The sequence below is a fragment of the Pseudoalteromonas sp. SWYJZ98 genome (genome assembly GCF_015864495.1).
GTDB classification, from domain to species: Bacteria; Pseudomonadota; Gammaproteobacteria; order Enterobacterales; family Alteromonadaceae; genus Pseudoalteromonas; species Pseudoalteromonas distincta.
The window spans coordinates 51,481-71,021 of sequence record NZ_JADYXA010000018.1 but is presented as its reverse complement, the minus strand read 5'-3'; the positions used below and the strand labels follow the sequence as shown (position 1 = coordinate 71,021).

The window sequence follows — 19,541 nt, the reverse complement described above, 5'->3', positions numbered from 1 at the left end:
GTTAATAAATAATGGTAAAACACCGATGCAAGCTGTGTGTGCAAATATGCGAAAGCTAATTCATATATGTTTTGGTGTAATAAAAAACCAAGAAGCGTTTAAGCTCCAAGAAAGTTAAATACGACCTTGAAGCTTAAAATGAGAGATGGTATCTGCAATAACAACGTAGTCAAACTTTGCTAAAATCACTGTTTAGCTCTAGTTTTAACTTTACTTTAAAAAATAAATTTAGATATCCTATGCAAATACTTCATCACGGAGCGGTTAATGGAGTTACTGGTTCGTGTCACGAGCTGGTAGTTAACGAGCAAACAAGTGTGCTTGTTGATTGCGGGTTATTTCAAGGCGAAGATTCTAAAGCAGATTTATCAATTGAATTTGATATTACCCATGTTACTGCGCTTATTGTTACCCATTGCCATATTGACCATGTTGGTCGAATTCCTTACTTGTTAGCAGCCGGTTTTAAAGGCCCTATTTTTACAAGTATTGCATCGGCCAGTTTATTACCTTTGGTAATTGAAGATGCTTTAAAAGTAGGTGTAACCCGCGACCCTAAAATTATAGCTGCCTGCTTAAGCTTATTAAATAAACGCATAGTTGCTGTTGATTATAAAACGTGGTTTGAACTACCTTGCAAAGGGCTCAATAAAGCTAAGGCGAGATTTCAGCGTGCTGGGCATATATTAGGTTCTGCCTACGTTGAAATTGACGTTACAAATAATGATAACAACAAACATCGCGTTGTGTTTTCAGGAGATTTAGGCGCGCCCTATACCCCGCTACTCCCTTCGCCTAAAGCGCCTTATAAAGCCGACACTCTAGTTATTGAATCAACCTACGGCGATAAAAATCACCAAGGCCGTAAAGAGCGTACAAAAACGCTAAAAAACATTATTGAACGCGCCGTAGCCGACAACGGCGTTTTTTTTAGTTCCTGCTTTTAGTATTGGCCGCACACAGGAGCTGCTATATGAGCTTGAGCAACTCATACATGGCTCATCTAAAAAGTCTAAGTGGCGAGACATTCACGTAATACTCGACTCCCCCATGGCAGCCAATTTTACTGAGCAATACAAAAACTTTAAACACTTGGGACAGTGAAGCTAAACGCAAAGTTTCAAACGGTAGGCACCCGCTTGATTTTAAAAATCTAACTACGGTTGATACACACAAGGAGCATTTGGCTGTTATTAACTATTTAAGTTCGCGACAAACACCAGCCATAATATTAGCGGCAAGTGGTATGTGTACTGGTGGACGAATAGTTAATTATCTTGAGCGATTTTTAAATGATAAAACCACCGATGTATTGTTTGTAGGTTACCAAGGTAATAAAACGTTAGGCCGCGAAATTCAAAAATATGGCCCACGTAATGGCTATGTTTTTATAAACGATGCTCGCATTACTATAAGCGCCAAAGTACATACGATTAGTGGCTATAGCGCCCATGCCGATCAAAATGGGTTAATTAAGTTTGTAACAGGTATGCATAAAAAGCCAAGCTATATAAAAATTGTGCATGGCGATGATGATGCAAAAAGTGCGTTAGCAGTAAGGTACAAACAAGTTTTAAGTAGAGAGGTAATTATAGAAATTGGAAAGTAGCTTGTGGTAGCCATACATATTTAAATTATGTGGAATAAAATTTTAAAATCAGCAAGCTATACGCCAGTAAAGTAATTAATATCCTAGACGCATGCTTGCATATATAAATTATAAAATTATAAAATTATTTTTAGCTTAATAGCTTTTTCGACATGTTAGCCCAAGAGTATTGCTCTAAGAATGAAATGTGCTGCTTGTCATCTATTTTTGCGTTAAGAGCTTCATTAATTTTTGTAGAATAGGCTAGAGCCTCCTTTGTTTCACTTAAATGAACTAAGCTTTCAAAGTTGTTATATATTTCTTTTGTAGCCGTCTGTATTCCATAAATATCACTATTAATGGCAACAACAGGTAATTTACTAGCTGAAGCTTCTAAAAGAACTTGCCCAAAAGGTTCATATGTAGACGTTAATAAAAACACATCAGCAAGCTTAAAGTACTTCTCTGGAACCTTAGTCGCACCTCTGAAAAAAACACGCTCAGCAATCCCGATCTCCCTGGCATAGTTCCTTAATTGATTATTAAGAGGCCCGTCGCCAACTAATACTAAAATAACACTATCATCAAGTTGCTTGAGTGAATCTATGGCAAGCTTTAAATTTTTGACATCAACAAATCGTCCTATTGAAAAAATTACTTTTTTATTAGAAGGCAATTCTTCTTGGGTCCTCAATCGATTTTTTTCACTCGCATCAACAGGGAAGAACCTTTGTGCATTTACGCCAGGGTAAAGCCTTACTATTTCCTTATCCCGTAGCTCTCCAACTTGAGATTCCATGGTATTGCTAAATACACAAACTTCATCTGTATTTTGGAGTACATACTTTTCAAGCTTACAATTTATGAAGTACTTAATTTTTCCCGAAAAAGTATTTCTCAGGCCTATATTTTGATGCTTATAGACTCCTGGAACAATATATTTGACTTTTTTCACTTTGAGCAATAGCAAAACAAATGTTGTTGCTATATGTCGAGATACAACAAGATCAAAATTTGATACTTTTAATTTCTTCATCAATAAAGCTATTGTTATAAAATATCCAAAAAGAGGGACATATTTATATCTATAAACATCAGCTCCAAATAACCTTTCATATTCAGGTAACTTTCTCTCGTTACTAGCAATTATCGTTACACTCATGCCCTGTTTGTTAAACTCTTCTGATAAACTTCTTAAGGAGTTTTCAACACCACCTACGCTTGGGTAAAATGATGCATTAGCTAATAATATTTTTTTACTCATAACTTAATCAACTTTTTTAAAAAATACGGTTAGACTTTTACAAAATAAAGAAATATTTTTAAAGCGAGGATAGTTTTTTAAAATAAAAACTAAATATAATAAACGACCTACGAAAGAGCCAAATATCCGAGTAAAGCAATACATTCTTGAAACTAACGCATTAATATCTTTAAACCCTACACCACTGGACTCTGGTGGGTGTTCGCCAATAGTAATAGGAACATACCTCCCTTTTAACCCAGATTTAAGCAACCTTGACAAGAAAACAGGTTCATCACACAAATAATATTTAGCACCAGCTCCCATATCTTCTGGGAACCATTTTTTAACGTTTTTCAAGTTCTCCCTTTTACATGTAACTTCTATAGTGCCAACATTTAAAATTGTTCTTGAATTATGTGAAAACGAGGAATTTGAAAATTTGTGTAAACCTAAGCCTGTTTTAGTATACGCAAAAGTTATAAAACCATAGCTAGGATTGCTAATATACGCAGCACTTACATTTTCATACACATCTGCTGAATATTGTACGTCATCATCACAAAACATAATTATATCAGCGCTTGATTTTTCCATTGCGAAATTACGGCTCTTTGTTACTCCAACTGAATTTAGAGCAAAGTATTTAACATCATTTCTAGCCTTGAATATATTTTTTACTGAATCGGAGAGTTTTTGAGTAGTTTGATGACAAATAATTAATGTTACTTTTTCATTTTCTTGAGGTAAATTTTTAGCGAGTACTTCCACTCGCTCTCCAAATGTGGAAAACAACATATCAAGTGTCATCATGAGACCTTTTTTTTGATAAACAGTATAAAACTAAAATATTTGATAAAACCCAAAAGAAGTGGGTTGTAGTATACTCTGAGCGGTATAAGGAAGATATTAACAAGCTTAAAAACATCATAAATGCACAGAAACCTATTTTGCTACTATGTTTGATAATGTTTAATTTTATAAAAACGTACAACATTCCTAAAATATAAAATAGTAAACCAAAAACTCCCGCATCCCAGAGAAAATCTATGTATAAGTTATTCGAAATAGCAAATTCTAAATTTTCTGTATGTAAGGAAAAATCATTAAAGCTAGTTAAAGAATTTAAGCCATGGCCAAAGAAAATATTTATATACGGTGACTCTAAAAATGTTTTTAAAACCGTAATGTATACATTACTTCTCAAAGATGAGCCGGAAGCTTCTGCGCCTAATTTAGATATAAAGTACTGCAACCAAAAAGAATCAAGGTTTATATATATAAACAAAGAAAATGCAACACCCAAAAGAGAAAAAAGCAATATTTTATAAAGGCGTTTCACCCTAGAAAATATAAAAGCTAAAGTAAAAAACAAAATAGCATGCGCATAAACACCTGTGGATAATGTTTTAAACATTAAAAACAAAGTTACGATTAAAAATATAATAAACTTTTTTCTACTTAAAACAGCAAATGCAAGACATAATGATTCAAATAATATTGGGGAATAAAAATTTGGCTCTCTAGCTATTGATGTCAATCGAAACCCAAGTGATTCTCTCATTGAGTAATCAGTGCCATAAACATCAGATCTAGTTTCTATGAAAGGTAAGCCAAACTTATTAGCTAAAATTTGATATCCCCCTAAGAGGGCAAATAAAACCGTAGCTAAAAAAGATAATTTAATGAAAAACTTTAGCTCCTCATCTTTTCTCTTATATATCCAATCTCCAATAGATACAATAACAACAAGCCCAAGACACATAGTTACAATCCTGGAGAGTGTTTTACTCATTTGTTCAGGGCTTGAATATAGGCTAGAGACAGTGTATCCACCGATTATTGAGAAAAGCAGAATGAAAAAATAAGAAAAAAGAAAAGCTTTGACTATTTCATTATCAAATTTAAGTTTATTGCTTATAAAACTAATAAGAAATAAACCAAAAAAAAGTGACGTTAATAACGCTAGGTTAGGCTTATCTAAAAACGTTGTAGATAAAGGGCCACACAAAGCAAAAATGTATATTACTAACGTTTTTAAATCAAAACTTTTCTGGGAAGTCACTTAACAAGCTCTTATATTTACTTTTATAACTATCTATATCTTTAATTTTTTTAGCTGGATTTCCGGCATATACAAAATTACCTTCCAAGTTTTTTGTAACAACACTTCCTGCAGCCACTATCGTATTATCTCCGATTGTTATGCCTGGCAAAACAATACAGCCGTGGCCAATAAAAACATTGCTTCCTATGTTGATTGGATCTCTAAAAGACCTTCGAGAACCTGAAGACCACACATTTGGCTTCATTATTAACTCGTCTAAATACACACATGGAGAAGCATCATGCCCGAGTAACGTAGCTCCTGTTATAGTTGTGTTGCTTCCAATGTAAAAACGATCTCCCTTGCTGCTGTAAGAAAATTTCGTATTATAAACAACTGAATTTTTTCCAATTTCTACGTTTTGCTTTTTTAACTTAAAAAGCATTCCTTTATAAGCAATTTCTCTAAATTTTTCAGAAAAATCATAGCCTCCAAAGAACCTTATAAGCTGAGAGTTTATAATTAATACTAATTTCCATATCAAACTTTTTATCATTTTTACCTTCTTAATATTTTTAGCTATAGCGCATTGCTGCGTTTGACGTGTATGAGATTACAACTATCGCAATAATTAACATTTAACTTTTAATAGATTTCATTTTAAGATTATCTATTAGAAACAATTTACTTTCATTCAATTCGTCTTTAAAAAAAGCCAAAGTACTTAATAACAATAATAGCCAATATAAAATAAAGTAATCACCTAAAACATCACCATATAATGTATTTCCTATAGCCCCGCTAACTAATAAAGTAGTATAGCCATATAGTAAAACTCTTGGCATTGGCCTCCATAAATAAATAGAGAACTCTGTTCTTAATAAAAAAAACAACCAAAATGAGAAACATGTACTTACTGCAGCTCCAGCAGCTCCCCAGTACGGGATAAGATAGTAATTTCCAATCAGATTACTTATGAAGGCCAAAATTGAGGCCACCATTGAAAAACCAGAGCGACGTGAAATGTTTACACCAATCACTGTAGTTTCTGATAATGTATAGAGTAAAGGGAAACCTAAGCATGCGATTAAAATCCATTGAACTTCTTTATATTGAGAAGGCAAAATAAGAGTAACCAACCACGAAAATAAACCAGCAAGACAAAATAAAACGATTACAACTAACAATACATAACGATTTACGTTATCTATTTTATTAAGGTCTTCTCCTGTAGAGGCCCATTTGTAGACTGTAGGGATCCACACTGTTGAAAATACACTTTGAAATATAGTTGCTGCGGCTGCAAAACTTACAGCCACGGAGTAGATACCTAGCTCATTAAAAGTTGATAACTCTTTTAAAAGGACCCTATCAGTTGCAGTTAGCCCCCAAAATGCTAGGCTTCCAAAAATTAATGGAACTCCAAACTTAAGTAATCTTTGCAAGTAAATATAATCAATATTTTCTTTTACAGCTGCCAGCCACTCTTTTCGAGTATTCCAAACAAAAATTAAGCAAATGAAAATAGTTGATGCTACATTAGCAATTATAAGATTAGTGATGTTTTTAGAAGTGTTAAAAAAAACATAACTTACTATAATTACAATAAGTAATATTTTAGGCAACACTTGACTCATTGAGTATGCTAAACCTCTTTCATTCATACGCAAGATTAGTGATAGAAATCTAGCTATAAATGTGGATATCAAAACACTAGCGATTAAGACGCTTAATAGTAGGCTATCGATATCAAGCAGCCATTTTGAAAGTGCTCCATCTAAACTTAAAATAATCAATAATATAACGGTTAGTAGTGCAAAACCGGGCAGAAATGTAGCTTTAAACAACGCAGGTTTACTATTGGCTTCATGGTATTCTCTTACGTATGCTTGGTCCAAGCCCAGACTGAAAAACAATGTAGAAAAGCCTATAGCTACATTTAACATTGCAATTCGGCCAACATCTTCAGTAGTAAAAAACCACGTGATCAATGGTAAAGTTACAAAACCTAAAATGGCTCCTCCTATGGGGCCCAATGCAAAAACAAGTATTTTTTTAAGTTCCATAACTTCTCATTAGTCAGTAGCGATTAAACAATAAATTAAGTAAGGTATTCACTGAGTAAAAATATTTTTGAGTTGTTGTAAATATTGCTCTTCTGAGAAGTATTTTTTTATAATTTCAGAATTTGTTTTTACATCAATTTTATCTAATGAATTCAATTGGTTTATATCTCCAATTTTAATTCCTTTTAAATGAAAAAATTCCCATTGTGTGGTTTCACTTCTGATATATACCGTTTTCTCTAAGCCTAATAGCGCTATTGTATTCCCCATAGCTTGTTGACGTTTATGGTTAAAAATAGCAATATCGACAGTCGATAAAAAATGTAGGTATTCATCGAAAGGCATAAAACTTAACATTGGTTTAAACTTTTCACCAAACCACTCTTTGCCTTGCTTTATGACATTTTCGGTATATGTGGATAACCCTGCCGGCCCGTAAGATAAGGGAACGTAGATATTAATATTTTCATTTTTAAATTTTAATAGCTTCTCAAGCGCATCAATATGTTCATTACTTGGATCAGCTGAGTTCCCTAATTGAATATTGATGCTCTGTGAAGTATCTACGTCTAACTTGTGATCTTTATAAAGATTACTAGTGTACATAATACACTCTAAAATTTGGCCTTTTGCTTTATACCACTCACGTGCTAACGCAGCATCTCCTGGTATATAAGTTATTAAAAAACCAACATTTTTTATTACAAACTTTCTAAAAAACTCTCTACGCTTAAATGCATTATCTCTATCTGAAAATTGATAAACATATAAGTCACTACCCCACATAACCCAATGGCATTTTTTTAATAACCATGGGGTAAAAAAAAGCATTTGAATTATACGAATATCAAATAACCCATGTAGTATTATTTTTTCTGCTTTATGCATTCCAATAAGTACATTTTTATAATGCTTGAGCCGAGATAACAGACCACGTTTAGCTAAAGAAACGTTATTAGATGTTGTAATTAAAGAGTCAGCCATTCCACTAGTTAAAAAAAACTGGTGTTCTGAAAAATCGAAATGCTTTCTAATAAATTCTATATAAGGGGGTAGGAATTTATCACAGCTAGAAATATGTACTATTTTCATTTTTTCCCTAGTTTTCATTTATTATTAAAGTAGTTAATTACTAAAGAAAAAATTAAATATAGCTATTATTACTTTATTTTGATCCTCTGTAAGCATCCCAAAATAAAGCGGCAAACGTACTAACTTTGCACTTTCAGCCGATGTATGAAGATCATTACCAATAAACCCACCAAATTGCTTACCCGCTGGACTTGAGTGCAGTGGGATATAATGAAAAGGTGTTGTAATACCCTGCTCTTTCATATAACTAATAAATTCATTTCTTTCTTCATTTGAATTTAGTTTAATGTAAAACATATGCGCATTATGCGTTAATGAATCGGGAATATGAGGTAACTGCTCTGCTTTTAACTTTTGGCTAAGTTCACTGTAATAACGTTCCCATATTGATAAACGAAAATTATTTATCGTGTCTGCGGCTTCAAGTTGTGCATATAAATAAGCCGCTTGTAACTCGCTTGGTAAAAAGCTCGACCCTATGTCCTGCCACGTGTATTTATCGACGATACCATGCAAGAACTGGCTACGATTTGTTCCTTTTTCACGTATAATCTCAGCTCGCTCAACCAGCTTAGGGTCATTAATTAAAATTGCCCCACCTTCGCCACCCGATGAGTAGTTTTTAGTTTCATGAAAGCTATAGCAGCCTATATGACCAATAGTTCCTAGTGCTTTACCTTTATAGGTAGACATTACGCCTTGTGCTGCATCTTCTACTACCCACAAGTCATGTTTTTCTGCGATAGTGAGTATTGTATCCATTTCACAAGCTACACCTGCGTAATGTACTGGCACTATTGCTTTTGTTTTAGCCGTAATCGCAGCTTCAATAAGTGTTTCATCAATATTCATTGTATCCGGACGAACGTCAACAAATATAATTTTTGCACCACGTAATACAAACGCATTCGCTGTAGATACAAATGTATAGGAGGGCATTATAACTTCATCGCCTGGCTGAATATCTATCAAAATAGCGGCTAGCTCTAACGATGCTGTACATGAGGGAGTTAGTAATGCTTTTGTTGTGTTGAAGCTGTCTTCAAACCATTTTTCGCACTTTTTAGAGAAGTAACCATCGCCGCATAACTTGTCTGATGCAATCGCTTGTTCGATATACGCTAATTCTGTGCCTACTTTAGGAGGAATATTAAAAGGGATCATTTTTAAACCTGTTTATAAAACCAATATGATATATCAGCAATGCTAAAACCATTTTTACTGTATAAATTTGCTGCGGGGGTATTGCTAGTTTGTGTTGCAACTTTTATCTTGCTAACGTTATTTGCTAAACAGTAGGCCTCTATTAGCTTTAGCAGTTCACTACCTATTCCCTGCCCCTGAAAACGACTAGCTACTCCAATAAGCCCTATAACGGCTTCTTTATTTCTAATCCGAATGGTAATAAAACCAGAAATATTACCTTCGTTCTTTAAGACTAAGCAACAGTCATCGAATTTAGATAAAACTGCATTTTCGATCCACGTTTGATAAAAGCAATCTCTTTCACTTGGAGAAAACCACGGCTCTCTAAAACGACTTTTCACATATAAATCACTTACTGTACGTTTAAGTTCATCAATATCGCTTTCTAGCGCTAGATAACAATTAAAACTTGGTAGTGAAACTACGTCATTGCTGTCTAGCAAGCTTTTTTGAAATACAACTTCTCCCTCAACAAAGCTAAAGCCGTACTTATTCATTTTATCTAAATAGTGATAGTTATTTGAACTAACTTTAGTTGTTACTAGTGAGTTACTAGGCCAATTTTTATTTTCTATATCATCACTTGTTAGCTCAAGTGAAAATATTGTCTTGTTAAAAAAGTGGCTATCCCACTCCTTCAAAGTTAAGTGATTATGCATTACTTTTTACTAAACTCATTAGGTATTGACCGTAACTATTTTTAAGCATTGGGGCTGCAAGCGCTTCCACTTCAGATTTAGTTAGCCACTTATTATTGAATGCAATTTCTTCTAGACAAGCTATTTTGTAGCCTTGGCGCTTTTCTATTGTTTCTACAAATTGAGCCGCTTCAAGTAAGCTTTCATGCGTACCTGTATCAAGCCAAGCAAAGCCGCGACCAAGTATTTCAACATTAAGCTTATTTTGCTTTAAATAAATTTCATTTAAGCACGTTATCTCTAGCTCACCTCTATGCGAGGGCTTAACTTGTTTTGCTATTTCTACAACTGAATTATCGTAAAAATATAAACCGGTTACCGCTAAATCAGACTTTGGTTTAGCTGGCTTCTCTTCAATGGAAATCGCCTTATGGTTATCATCAAATTCAACGACACCAAAACGTTCCGGATCTTTTACTTGATAACCAAATACAGTCGCTCCTTGCCCATTTTTGGCATTCTCAACCGCATGCTTCAACTTAGGTGAGAACCCTTGCCCATAAAAAATATTATCGCCTAGCAATAAGCAAACGTCGTCAGAGCCAATAAACTCTTCACCTAAAATAAACGCTTGAGCCAAACCATCAGGACTTGGTTGTATTGTGTAACTAAGCTCAACACCAAAGCGTGAGCCATCACCCAACAATCGTTTAAATGACGCTTGATCTTCAGGTGTAGTAATAATTAAGATTTCACGTATTCCCGCTAACATCAACACAGAAAGCGGGTAGTAAATCATTGGCTTATCATAAATTGGGAGTAACTGCTTGGATACACCCATAGTAATAGGATAAAGGCGTGTACCGGAGCCTCCGGCAAGGATAATTCCTTTCATGCTATTTTCCTTTAGCTGTCATATGTATTTCGCCCAGACGCTCACGCTGATATGAACCATCTTGTACGTTTTGACACCACGTTTGATTATCTAAATACCACTGAACCGTTTTACGTAGGCCTGTTTCAAAGGTTTCTATTGGTGTCCAGTTTAGCTCTGTACTCATTTTTGACGAGTCAATAGCATAACGTCTATCGTGACCAGGGCGATCTGTCACGTACGTTATCTGCTCTGAGTACGGGGAGTCCTTAGGCACTAAAGTATCTAGAATACTGCAAATACTTTTAACAACTTCGATGTTTTGCTTTTCGTTATGACCACCAATATTATAGGTTTCACCAATTTTACCTTCAGTTACTACCTTATATAAAGCTCGAGCATGATCCTCAACGAATAACCAATCTCTAATCTGATCACCTTTACCATAAATAGGTAAGTCTTTACCTTCTAGCGCATTAAGTATTACTAAAGGTATTAACTTTTCAGGGAAATGATATGGCCCATAGTTATTTGAGCAATTGGTTACGATTGTAGGAAAGCCATAAGTACGTTGCCATGCACGAACTAAGTGATCGCTAGACGCCTTACTTGCTGAATAAGGACTGCTTGGTGCGTAAGATGTTTGTTCAGTAAACAAAGGTAGCGCTTTACCTAACCCATTACCTACTTGCTCATCTGGGTGAGGTAAATCTCCATATACTTCATCCGTTGAAATATGATGGAATCTAAATGCTTTTTTCGCATTAACTTCTAAGTTATTCCAGTAACTGCGAGCTGCCTCAAGTAAGTTATATGTGCCTACAATATTAGTTTGAATAAAGTCGCTCGGCCCTGTAATTGAACGGTCTACATGACTTTCAGCAGCTAAATGCATTATTGCGTCTGGTTTATGTTCTTTGAATACACGGTCTAGGGCTACACGATCACAAATATCGACTTGCTCAAATGTATAACGCTCATCAGCCTGAACTGATTTTAATGACTCTAGGTTCCCCGCATAAGTAAGCTTATCAAGATTAATAACAGAGTCTTGAGTACTATCTAGTATATGTCGGATAACGGCAGAGCCAATAAACCCTGCACCACCTGTAACTAATATTTTCATTTTTTATGTTTTAGAAAACCTTTAACCGAATATATAAAAAAGTGATAAGTCGCTTTAAAAATGTTTAGCTTCACTACTTCACGATAAAATAACCACTGCCATTTTAGTATTTCTAATTTATTCTGTGACATACCTGAGTCGACTCTATAAATAGCCAGTGACTCTGAAATACTATAAGCTGCTTTAACTTCTTTCAAAATACTAAGCCACAACCCCATATCCTGCCTTTTTCTTATTAAAGGCATATACATTTTACCAAGAGTTTTTACATCATATACAGCTGTTAAACAGCCTATTACATTACTACTTAACAACTTTTTATAATTGGTTAAAACAGGAGGTATGACTATTCCTTTTAGACTACTCCCTTGCAACTTTTGATAACCTGTAAAAGTAAATGCATATCCATTGTCGAGCATAAAACTAATCTGTTTAGTTAATTTCTCGGCTAACCACTGATCATCAGCATCTAAAAATGCTATAAAGCGCCCTTTAGCATTAGCTATCGAATTATTGCGGGCAACGCCCGCACCGCTATTACTTTCATTTATAAATAGCTTTATCCGCGGATCTTTAGCTACATATTGCTCTACAATTTCTTGTGTATTGTCAATCGAACGATCATCTGTGATTAATAACTCCCAGTTTTTATACGTTTGAGATTGAACAGATTCTATTGCTTGCTTTATATAGTTTTGTGCATTGTAAGCTGGCATAATTACTGATACTAATGGTTCGTCCATTATCTACCCATTCCGAATAGAACAGTCTTCACAGTTAGAAGTAGTATCTTCAAGTCTAATAATGACGAATGATGCTTAATATAGTGAATATCATATTTATGTTTCCAGATAGCATCTTCTACAGACGCACCATATGGGTAACTCACTTGCGCAAGCCCGGTAACACCTGGTTTAACTGCATGTCTAAAGCGATAATATGGAATTTCTTTTTCCAAATCTTTTATGAAAATTTCACGTTCAGGCCTGGGGCCTACAATCGACATGTTGCCTTGTAGAACATTTATAAGTTGAGGAATTTCATCAATGCGTGTTTTGCGTATAAACTTACCGACCTTAGTAATTCGCACATCATTTTTAGAAGCCCATTGAGCACCATGCTTTTCTGCATCATTACACATAGATCTAAATTTATAGACTTTAAACTGTTTATTATATTGCCCAGTCCGTTTTTGCTTAAATAAAATAGGTCCAGAACTTTCTAATTTTATTAATATTGCAGCTATAATTGCTAAGGGCAGTGTTATAATTAATAAAATCAATGCACATGCTACATCCATGAACCTTTTTGCAACTTGGGTTCGTTGATTTGAAAGAATAGAAAATGCTTTTTGGTGCAAAAAATAATTACTACGGAGTAGTCTAACCTCGGTGTATTTTAAACGGTCGTCTAAATAGCTAATTAATGGCTCAACCCAGGCACCACACTCTGTTGCTCCTACTAGAAATTTTCTCTGTTCCTTTGTCAAATAATCGCTTTGATAATGACAAACTATCTTTTTAGTAAAATCTTTAACACTGTAATCATTTATAATGATATCAAACGAATAATCTTCAATGATTCCACCTATTTTAGAAGCACACTCAGGAGGACAAAAAACGTAGATAACATCTTGTTTTAAAGCTTCTTTTTTAGATTTAAAGCTTTCAGTTATAAATATACCGTCTAACTGTTCAGAGTTACTTGCCACCTCATCAGCTTCTTCTATTTTGACCTTACTGGCCATTATAATTCTTCCCCATAGATAGAATTAAAACTTTGAATATAATTCATTATCAAAACCTCAGAAACAATCGTTATTAACTCGAAATTCCAGCCTTAAATTCCTTTTAAACACATTAAGCTGAAAGTGACACCACTACTAATAAACTAAGAAAAATAAATAAGATATAAATTAGTTAGTTATTTTTTAAAAAAATGTCTTATAAGTACTAATATAATACCTAGTAAACCACCTAATGTGACACCGAGCATCACAATAAGAGCCCTTTTCGGTTTACTTTTTTCCTCAGACACTAGTGCGGGATCAATCGTTTTAAAAACATACTCATCCCGTACATTTGCAAACATAATAGTTTTTGCTTGTTCTTCTACTAATTTATATAACACACTACGAATATCAGCTATTTTTGTTTCCTCTAATTGCTTAGTCAAAAACTCTGTACTTCTATTCGCTTCCAAAACATCTCGCTGTTTCATTTCATCGTTTAGATCTTGAATTAACCAATTAACCCATTGCTTAGCAATAAAAGGTGATACATGCTCTACTGATATTTTTACCATCCCAGTTTCTACATCAGTACTTGTTGAAACTATCTGTATAAACTCTTTATAAGCTTCTTGCATTGAAGGCTTTGGTTTACGAGGTGCCTTTACGGCTCGCAACCATTTTCCATTTTCATCGTCATAAAGTTCTTTATCGTATTCTATAGTATTACTACTTAGTTCCCATGATTTTACAGCCATCAAATCAGGTAATATTTCATGTCTTTTTATAAACTCACTAGTAAATATTCTTGACTTTAAAACCTCTAATGCAAGCTGTGTTTTATTTGCACTTTGACTACCTAAATTGACCCCTGCAAGGCTTGCTAAACCACCGAATTGACCAGCTATACCTGATAGCCCACCACTACTTTTAGTTTCGGCTGGAGCTAAAAGAGCCTCCGATTTATAAATATTTGGTTGTTGTATTGCATAATAAACAGAGCTTATAGCCATTAATACAGTAATAATTGCAACAGTCCATTTTCCTTTCCAAATAACATTAAAGACTTCACGTAAATCAATCTCATTATGATTTTTTTCATGCTTAGGAGGAGTAGTATCCAGCTCAATTGTTTTAATATCATTTGACATAAAAATTTTAAGACCTTTAATATAACTTATTCAAACTATTCGATAAACGATAGCGAGCAGGTTGAAATTATATAAGTCTTCATCACTGAAGACTTATTACTTAACTTTTTACAAACTACCAATCGCTGCAACTGCCACACCAAGCTGATAAAGAATCTGCGTTGCTGTGCTCCAAAGCGTTAGCTTGTCCATGTGTCCTGCGTCCATTGGTATTACTATTGTGTCGCCTGGTTCTAACTGGTCAGCATTATTTGCTGCAAACCAGCCACCTGTATTTGGTATTTTCACTGAACCATTGGCTTTAATAATGTAAATCCTGTCTTCAGCGGCACGCTCTTTAAGGCCACCACTCAAAGCAAGATAATCATCAACACTCACCCCAGTTTTATATAGGTGCGATGTTGAGTAATTAACTTCACCAATTACGCTAATTGAATCACGCTTGCTTGGTACATAAAGCGTATCACCATCTTGTAATACTAAGTTTTGTTGATTATTTACAATTAAAGGTAAATCAATTACTAAACGTCCTACGGCTTCAACACTCGCGAGGTCGTTTAACAGCTTGTTCATTTCTTCATATGAAAGTGTGCTACTGCTTACAGAGTTTTGGAAGCTCTTAGAAGCTATATCACGGCGAAGCTCTGTAGATAAACGTGCTAACTGCTTTTCCTCTTGCTCTTTAATCGACGTACGGGTAAATACAGCTGCTTTTTGCTCTGCAAATTTTGAAAAACCACCCGCGCGTTCAAGTAATTCAGTTAGCGTTTCACCTCGGCGTATCGTGTAAGTACCCGGAAATTTAAGCTCACCTTTTAATTCTACTTTTACATTTTCTTGCCAATTTGGAATAGCGAATACGTTTATGCTGTCTTTACTTTGTAATGTAATATTACTTTGAAGGTCGCCTTTCATGGCGCTTTCAAGATCAAATCGTAAGTGTTCTATTTTAGAACCATCACTCGCTACTATTCGCGTAATTTCAGCTTGTTTTATGTATGCTGACTCCAGCAAGCCACCTGCTGCTGTTATTAAATCACTTACCTCACCACCAATCATTAGTGGATAAATACCAGGGAAAGTAACGTTTCCGCTAATCTCAACTAATTGCATTGCTTGCTGCACTGATGCTTGCTGCTTAAATTTAGCAATAATTGGCGCTAATAAATTATGGCGGCTAAATAACGCGTAATCTTCAGGTTTGAGTTCTTGGTCTTCTTCTTCTTTTGCTTTGCGCTTAGAAATTTCACCAATAGTGAGTATTTTATTGTCTTCAAGAACAAGTTCTTCGTCTTCTTGATTAACGCCAATGTATTTTTCGAACTCTTTTTGTTCAAACTTATGCCATTGCTCTGCTTTTTGTTGCTGCTCTTGTTGCTCTTGACTAAGGGCCATATTTGCTAGAGTTGATTGCTCTAATTCTTTTTCTTCAAAACGGCTAAATACAACAATTTTGTCATTAGCTTGAAGTTGTAAGTTATTTTCAGGATTTTTAATAATCGCTTGAGCAACGTCAAATTGGTGTGCTTCTATATCGCCGTTTATATTTATTTCGCGGATTACGAGTCCATAGCTTAAATCGGCTTGCGGTAGTAAATCACCACGTACTGATTTAAGTACATCTGAAATGCGCTTGCCTTGATGCCACTGATAATTGCCTGGGCGCGCTACAGCACCAATTAAGCTAACTGAGTTTTGATATTGCGAGCTAACTGAATTAAAGCGAATACGGTCGCCATCTTGTGGAATATAGTTAATTTGCGATTTTGAAAAATCGACCGATAGCACTTCTTTGCGATCGAAGTTAAAGCGCTCTACAATTGCGCTTTTGGCATATGCATTTGGTTTAAGGCCTCCGGCCATTGCTAATAACTGCTTAGCAGACTCACCTTTTTTAAGTTCAAAGATAGCTGGGCGTTTAACCGCACCTTCAACTCTTACTTGAGCGCCAACTGATGGAATAAATACAGCATCGCCCGGCTTTAATACGATATCGTTACTGCTATCGCCATTAATAAGTAAGTCGTAAAGGTCAAAGTTTGCAACTACGTTGCCTGCTCGTTTAACTTGAATATTACGAAGAGAGCCAATGTCAGACACGCCACCGCTTACGAATAATGCGTGCGAAACGGTTGTTAATGATGAAACACTGTAGCTACCAGGCTTGTAAGCCTCTCCTAGCACTAAGATACGCATGCTACGAAGCTGACCAAGCGATACAAACGCTTTTACACCTATTACCTCTTGCTCTACTTTTACTTTTACTAATTCTTTAATTTCAGCAAAGGTCAAACCGGTCACTTCTACAGGGCTTAAATCTGGAATACTAATACGTCCTTCACGGTCAACTATAACTTCAAAACTGTCACTTTCTTTACCATAAAAGTTTATTTTTAATTGATCGCCAGGGCCCACAATATATGTATCTGGTACTGCGGCATTTTCGCTTGGCATAAATGTAGTTGGTTCACCTGCAAACAATTCGTAACCGTACGGCTTTAATTCGTCTGTTTTTGGTTTAAAGCGCTCTTCATCTGTAAGCTTTTCTTTTTCGGGTTCTGCGCGCTCACCAATACTATTTTGCTGCTGTGTATTATTTTGATTATTAGATTGGTTTGTACCAGTGATCGTTGATATATCAACACCATACTGTTTTGCGAGGGCTTCTTGTTGAGCTTTAGGTAACTTTTTAAATTGCTCAATTTGAGACGCTGTTGGCGTAAAAGCCAAAGTACTAAAACTACAAAGTAGAATAAAAGCACTAATAAATTGTGTAAAAACTTTCACGAGTAGGTATATCCCTAGGTCTACAACCAAAATTGGCCGCTATAATACCTTAATTTTAAGAAAATAAAAAAGGGACTTTCGTCCCTTTTGTCACTTTAATGTCATTAACTTAACTACATTGGTTAAAAACTGTAAACCAACGTGAATGACGTTTCTGTGTCAGTGCTTTCTTTATCGTCAGCAACATCTGAGTTGTTAGTGACATTAAAAGCGACTTTCATTTGTAACGAGCCGTTTATTTTTGCAAGTAATGCAGTTTCAGAGCGAGTTTTAGTGTTTGTATCACCGTACTCAACAGCAACTAATTGAGTAAAACGTGCATTCTCAGAAATTTGCCAGTTGTAATCTAACTTACCCAAGGCAATTACTTCGCCTTCAAATTCACCAGCAAGAGAGTTACCGTTGTCATCAACTTCAGTGCTGTCATCTGGGTATTCAAAGTATTTATAACCAGGACCAATTTCAGCACTTAGCCACATAGTTTTTTCGTTTAATAAACGTAAACCGTAACCTGCAGAAATTACTGACTCACTTCTATACGCTCCAAAATAATCTGAAACGTGTGAACCATAAATGAATAAATGAGAATGATCTTCATTTAATTTGTAATTACCTTGTGCAGAAATTGAATACTTCTCGTTAGTGCGCTGCTTGTTTTTGTCACCATTAGCATCTTCAACTTCATCTTCTTTGTAGATGCCGTCTAGCTTGTATTCGTTGTTCCAGTGTTCAAGGTTGTGCTGAACTTTAATGCCACCTTTAAGCGTGGTCGTTTCTGTATTACCACTTGTGACAATAGCACCTAGTTCACTGGTAACTTCCCATGTTCTTTGTTCTGCGTCTGCAGCAAATGCGTTTGTTGCAGCAGAAGCCGCAACTAAAACTGATAAAAGCTTTAATTTCATTAAAAAATAACCTTTGTATAAATGTACATCTATTTTATTAAAGCATTACTTGTTAGAGCAAGCTAAACAGCTAAGTAATAATGTAAAAAATTTTCATGCAGCAAATACCGCATAAAAATTTTATGTTTAATAGCTCTTTAGCACTATAACAATTAAAGATAACTTTAATTAAATAACTATTTAAAATTAGTCTTGCTTGTGAAAGTGAACATCCATTTGTGGAAATGGGATAGTAATATCTGCATCATCTAATGCGATTTTAATATTTTCCATTAATGACCAGTAAGTAGGCCAATAATCAGCAGCGTTAACCCAAGGACGAACAATAAAGTTAACACTTGAATCGCCTAACTCATTTACAGATACATTGTAAGCTGGATCTTTAAGTATGCGTGTTTCTGCATCTAATACAGATTTTAATACTTCTTTTGCGTGACGTAAATCAGCATCGTAGCCAACACCAATAACTAAATCGATACGACGAGTAGACTCTCGTGAGAAGTTAGTAATAGCACCAGACATTATTTGAGAGTTTGGTACGATAATTACTTTGTTATCTGGAGTACGTAGTTCAGTTGAGAATATTTCGATTTTTTTAATCGTACCCATTTTATTACCTGCTTCAACAAAGTCACCAGACTTAAATGGACGAAGTAAAATAATTAGTACGCCTGATGCGAAGTTAGATAATGAACCTTGTAATGCTAAACCAACAGCTAAACCGGCAGCACCTAAAATAGCAATGAACGAAGTTGTTTCAATGCCAATTTGCGAAAGTGCCATTAAAATAGTTACAGCAAATACAAGTGTGTACACAATACTTGAAACAAATGAAGCGACAGCTTTATCTACTTTCTTTTTAGCAAAACCTTTTTCAGTTAAGTTAGAACAAAACTTAGCAACACGACTACCAAGTAAAAAGATAACAAGCGCAACAACAGCTTGTATACCGTAGTGTAAAATTAGGCCTGAGTTATCGTTAAGCCAATTAAGTACTGAATCCATATTTACTCCAAATGTTTTTTATTAAGCGTTTTCGGGCATTATTATACATTAATTTACAATTTACTCTCATGAAACAATGAATTA

At 34.9% G+C, this 19,541-nt stretch carries 16 protein-coding genes and 2 pseudogenes; 2 read left to right on the top strand and 16 right to left on the bottom strand.

The features are described from left to right. Both I6F10_RS20475 and I6F10_RS12005 read left to right on the top strand, forming a co-directional pair. Window positions 1-118: pseudogene (locus I6F10_RS20475) on the top strand (IS110 family transposase); the annotation flags it as partial. Window positions 119-239: 121 nt separating this feature from the next. Then, window positions 240-1,609: pseudogene (locus I6F10_RS12005) on the top strand (MBL fold metallo-hydrolase RNA specificity domain-containing protein). A 130-nt stretch (window positions 1,610-1,739) separates the two neighbouring features. Here I6F10_RS12005 and I6F10_RS12000 read toward each other — a convergent pair. The 16 genes from I6F10_RS12000 to I6F10_RS11925 all read right to left on the bottom strand — a co-directional run bounded on the left by I6F10_RS12000 (window position 1,740) and on the right by I6F10_RS11925 (window position 19,457). After that, window positions 1,740-2,852 carry a glycosyltransferase family 4 protein gene (locus I6F10_RS12000; protein WP_165744745.1) on the bottom strand — a complete coding sequence of 371 codons (1,113 nt, stop codon included), beginning with the start codon at window positions 2,850-2,852 and terminating at the stop codon, window positions 1,740-1,742. A 3-nt stretch (window positions 2,853-2,855) separates the two neighbouring features. Beyond that, window positions 2,856-3,644 carry a glycosyltransferase gene (locus I6F10_RS11995; protein WP_165744747.1) on the bottom strand — a complete coding sequence of 263 codons (789 nt, stop codon included), beginning with the start codon at window positions 3,642-3,644 and terminating at the stop codon, window positions 2,856-2,858. Further along, window positions 3,631-4,896 carry an O-antigen ligase family protein gene (locus tag I6F10_RS20470; RefSeq protein ID WP_165744749.1) on the bottom strand — a complete coding sequence of 422 codons (1,266 nt, stop codon included), beginning with the start codon at window positions 4,894-4,896 and terminating at the stop codon, window positions 3,631-3,633. The genes I6F10_RS11995 and I6F10_RS20470 overlap by 14 nt, the downstream gene beginning before the upstream one ends. Next, on the bottom strand, window positions 4,874-5,434 hold the full coding sequence (locus I6F10_RS11985) for an acyltransferase (RefSeq protein WP_165744751.1): 561 nt from the start codon (window positions 5,432-5,434) through the stop codon (window positions 4,874-4,876). The genes I6F10_RS20470 and I6F10_RS11985 overlap by 23 nt, the downstream gene beginning before the upstream one ends. An 82-nt stretch (window positions 5,435-5,516) precedes the next feature. After that, window positions 5,517-6,944, bottom strand: a complete 1,428-nt coding sequence (locus I6F10_RS11980; RefSeq protein WP_165744753.1) for a lipopolysaccharide biosynthesis protein — start codon at window positions 6,942-6,944, stop codon at window positions 5,517-5,519. 48 nt (window positions 6,945-6,992) lie between these two features. After that, on the bottom strand, window positions 6,993-8,036 hold the full coding sequence (locus tag I6F10_RS11975) for a TDP-N-acetylfucosamine:lipid II N-acetylfucosaminyltransferase (protein WP_165744755.1): 1,044 nt from the start codon (window positions 8,034-8,036) through the stop codon (window positions 6,993-6,995). Window positions 8,037-8,069: 33 nt separating this feature from the next. Further along, entirely contained in the window at window positions 8,070-9,200 is a 1,131-nt protein-coding gene (gene rffA / locus I6F10_RS11970; protein WP_165744757.1) for a dTDP-4-amino-4,6-dideoxygalactose transaminase, read from the bottom strand. Between the two features lie 2 nt (window positions 9,201-9,202). Continuing rightward, a complete protein-coding gene (rffC, locus tag I6F10_RS11965) occupies window positions 9,203-9,901 on the bottom strand; it encodes a dTDP-4-amino-4,6-dideoxy-D-galactose acyltransferase (RefSeq protein ID WP_165744759.1) in 699 nt (232 codons plus the stop codon). After that, a complete protein-coding gene (gene rfbA / locus I6F10_RS11960) occupies window positions 9,894-10,775 on the bottom strand; it encodes a glucose-1-phosphate thymidylyltransferase RfbA (protein ID WP_165744761.1) in 882 nt (293 codons plus the stop codon). Before rfbA ends, rffC begins: the two co-directional genes overlap by 8 nt. A 1-nt stretch (window position 10,776) precedes the next feature. Next, the gene (gene rfbB, locus I6F10_RS11955; protein ID WP_165744763.1) at window positions 10,777-11,880 is read right to left on the bottom strand and encodes a dTDP-glucose 4,6-dehydratase; all 1,104 of its coding nucleotides are present in this window, start codon (window positions 11,878-11,880) and stop codon (window positions 10,777-10,779) included. Beyond that, window positions 11,877-12,623 (bottom strand): glycosyltransferase family 2 protein, encoded by a 747-nt coding sequence (locus I6F10_RS11950; protein ID WP_197098886.1) that lies wholly within the window; start codon window positions 12,621-12,623, stop codon window positions 11,877-11,879. The genes rfbB and I6F10_RS11950 overlap by 4 nt, the downstream gene beginning before the upstream one ends. Next, on the bottom strand, window positions 12,623-13,627 hold the full coding sequence (locus tag I6F10_RS11945; RefSeq protein ID WP_165744765.1) for an exopolysaccharide biosynthesis polyprenyl glycosylphosphotransferase: 1,005 nt from the start codon (window positions 13,625-13,627) through the stop codon (window positions 12,623-12,625). The genes I6F10_RS11950 and I6F10_RS11945 overlap by 1 nt, the downstream gene beginning before the upstream one ends. Window positions 13,628-13,803: 176 nt before the next feature. Beyond that, window positions 13,804-14,760, bottom strand: coding sequence for a Wzz/FepE/Etk N-terminal domain-containing protein (locus I6F10_RS11940; protein WP_165744767.1), 957 nt, complete (start codon window positions 14,758-14,760; stop codon window positions 13,804-13,806). A 108-nt stretch (window positions 14,761-14,868) separates the two neighbouring features. Then, window positions 14,869-17,547 carry an SLBB domain-containing protein gene (locus tag I6F10_RS11935; protein WP_197098885.1) on the bottom strand — a complete coding sequence of 893 codons (2,679 nt, stop codon included), beginning with the start codon at window positions 17,545-17,547 and terminating at the stop codon, window positions 14,869-14,871. A 122-nt stretch (window positions 17,548-17,669) separates the two neighbouring features. Continuing rightward, the gene (locus tag I6F10_RS11930) at window positions 17,670-18,452 is read right to left on the bottom strand and encodes a DUF481 domain-containing protein (protein ID WP_024596589.1); all 783 of its coding nucleotides are present in this window, start codon (window positions 18,450-18,452) and stop codon (window positions 17,670-17,672) included. A gap of 186 nt (window positions 18,453-18,638) precedes the next feature. Then, on the bottom strand, window positions 18,639-19,457 hold the full coding sequence (locus I6F10_RS11925; RefSeq protein ID WP_197098884.1) for a mechanosensitive ion channel family protein: 819 nt from the start codon (window positions 19,455-19,457) through the stop codon (window positions 18,639-18,641). Window positions 19,458-19,541: the final 84 nt, after the last annotated feature.

Bases quoted from the DNA above. Each gene is read 5' to 3' on its own strand.
- I6F10_RS12000 (WP_165744745.1), bottom strand. From the start codon at position 2,852: ATGAGTAAAAAAATATTATTAGCTAATGCATCATTTTACCCAAGCGTA.
- I6F10_RS11995 (WP_165744747.1), bottom strand. From the start codon at position 3,644: ATGATGACACTTGATATGTTGTTTTCCACATTTGGAGAGCGAGTGGAA.
- I6F10_RS11985 (WP_165744751.1), bottom strand. From the start codon at position 5,434: ATGATAAAAAGTTTGATATGGAAATTAGTATTAATTATAAACTCTCAG.
- I6F10_RS11980 (WP_165744753.1), bottom strand. From the start codon at position 6,944: ATGGAACTTAAAAAAATACTTGTTTTTGCATTGGGCCCCATAGGAGGA.
- I6F10_RS11975 (WP_165744755.1), bottom strand. From the start codon at position 8,036: ATGAAAATAGTACATATTTCTAGCTGTGATAAATTCCTACCCCCTTAT.
- rffA (WP_165744757.1), bottom strand. From the start codon at position 9,200: ATGATCCCTTTTAATATTCCTCCTAAAGTAGGCACAGAATTAGCGTAT.
- rffC (WP_165744759.1), bottom strand. From the start codon at position 9,901: ATGCATAATCACTTAACTTTGAAGGAGTGGGATAGCCACTTTTTTAAC.
- rfbA (WP_165744761.1), bottom strand. From the start codon at position 10,775: ATGAAAGGAATTATCCTTGCCGGAGGCTCCGGTACACGCCTTTATCCT.
- rfbB (WP_165744763.1), bottom strand. From the start codon at position 11,880: ATGAAAATATTAGTTACAGGTGGTGCAGGGTTTATTGGCTCTGCCGTT.
- I6F10_RS11950 (WP_197098886.1), bottom strand. From the start codon at position 12,623: ATGGACGAACCATTAGTATCAGTAATTATGCCAGCTTACAATGCACAA.
- I6F10_RS11945 (WP_165744765.1), bottom strand. From the start codon at position 13,627: ATGGCCAGTAAGGTCAAAATAGAAGAAGCTGATGAGGTGGCAAGTAAC.
- I6F10_RS11940 (WP_165744767.1), bottom strand. From the start codon at position 14,760: ATGTCAAATGATATTAAAACAATTGAGCTGGATACTACTCCTCCTAAG.
- I6F10_RS11930 (WP_024596589.1), bottom strand. From the start codon at position 18,452: ATGAAATTAAAGCTTTTATCAGTTTTAGTTGCGGCTTCTGCTGCAACA.
- I6F10_RS11925 (WP_197098884.1), bottom strand. From the start codon at position 19,457: ATGGATTCAGTACTTAATTGGCTTAACGATAACTCAGGCCTAATTTTA.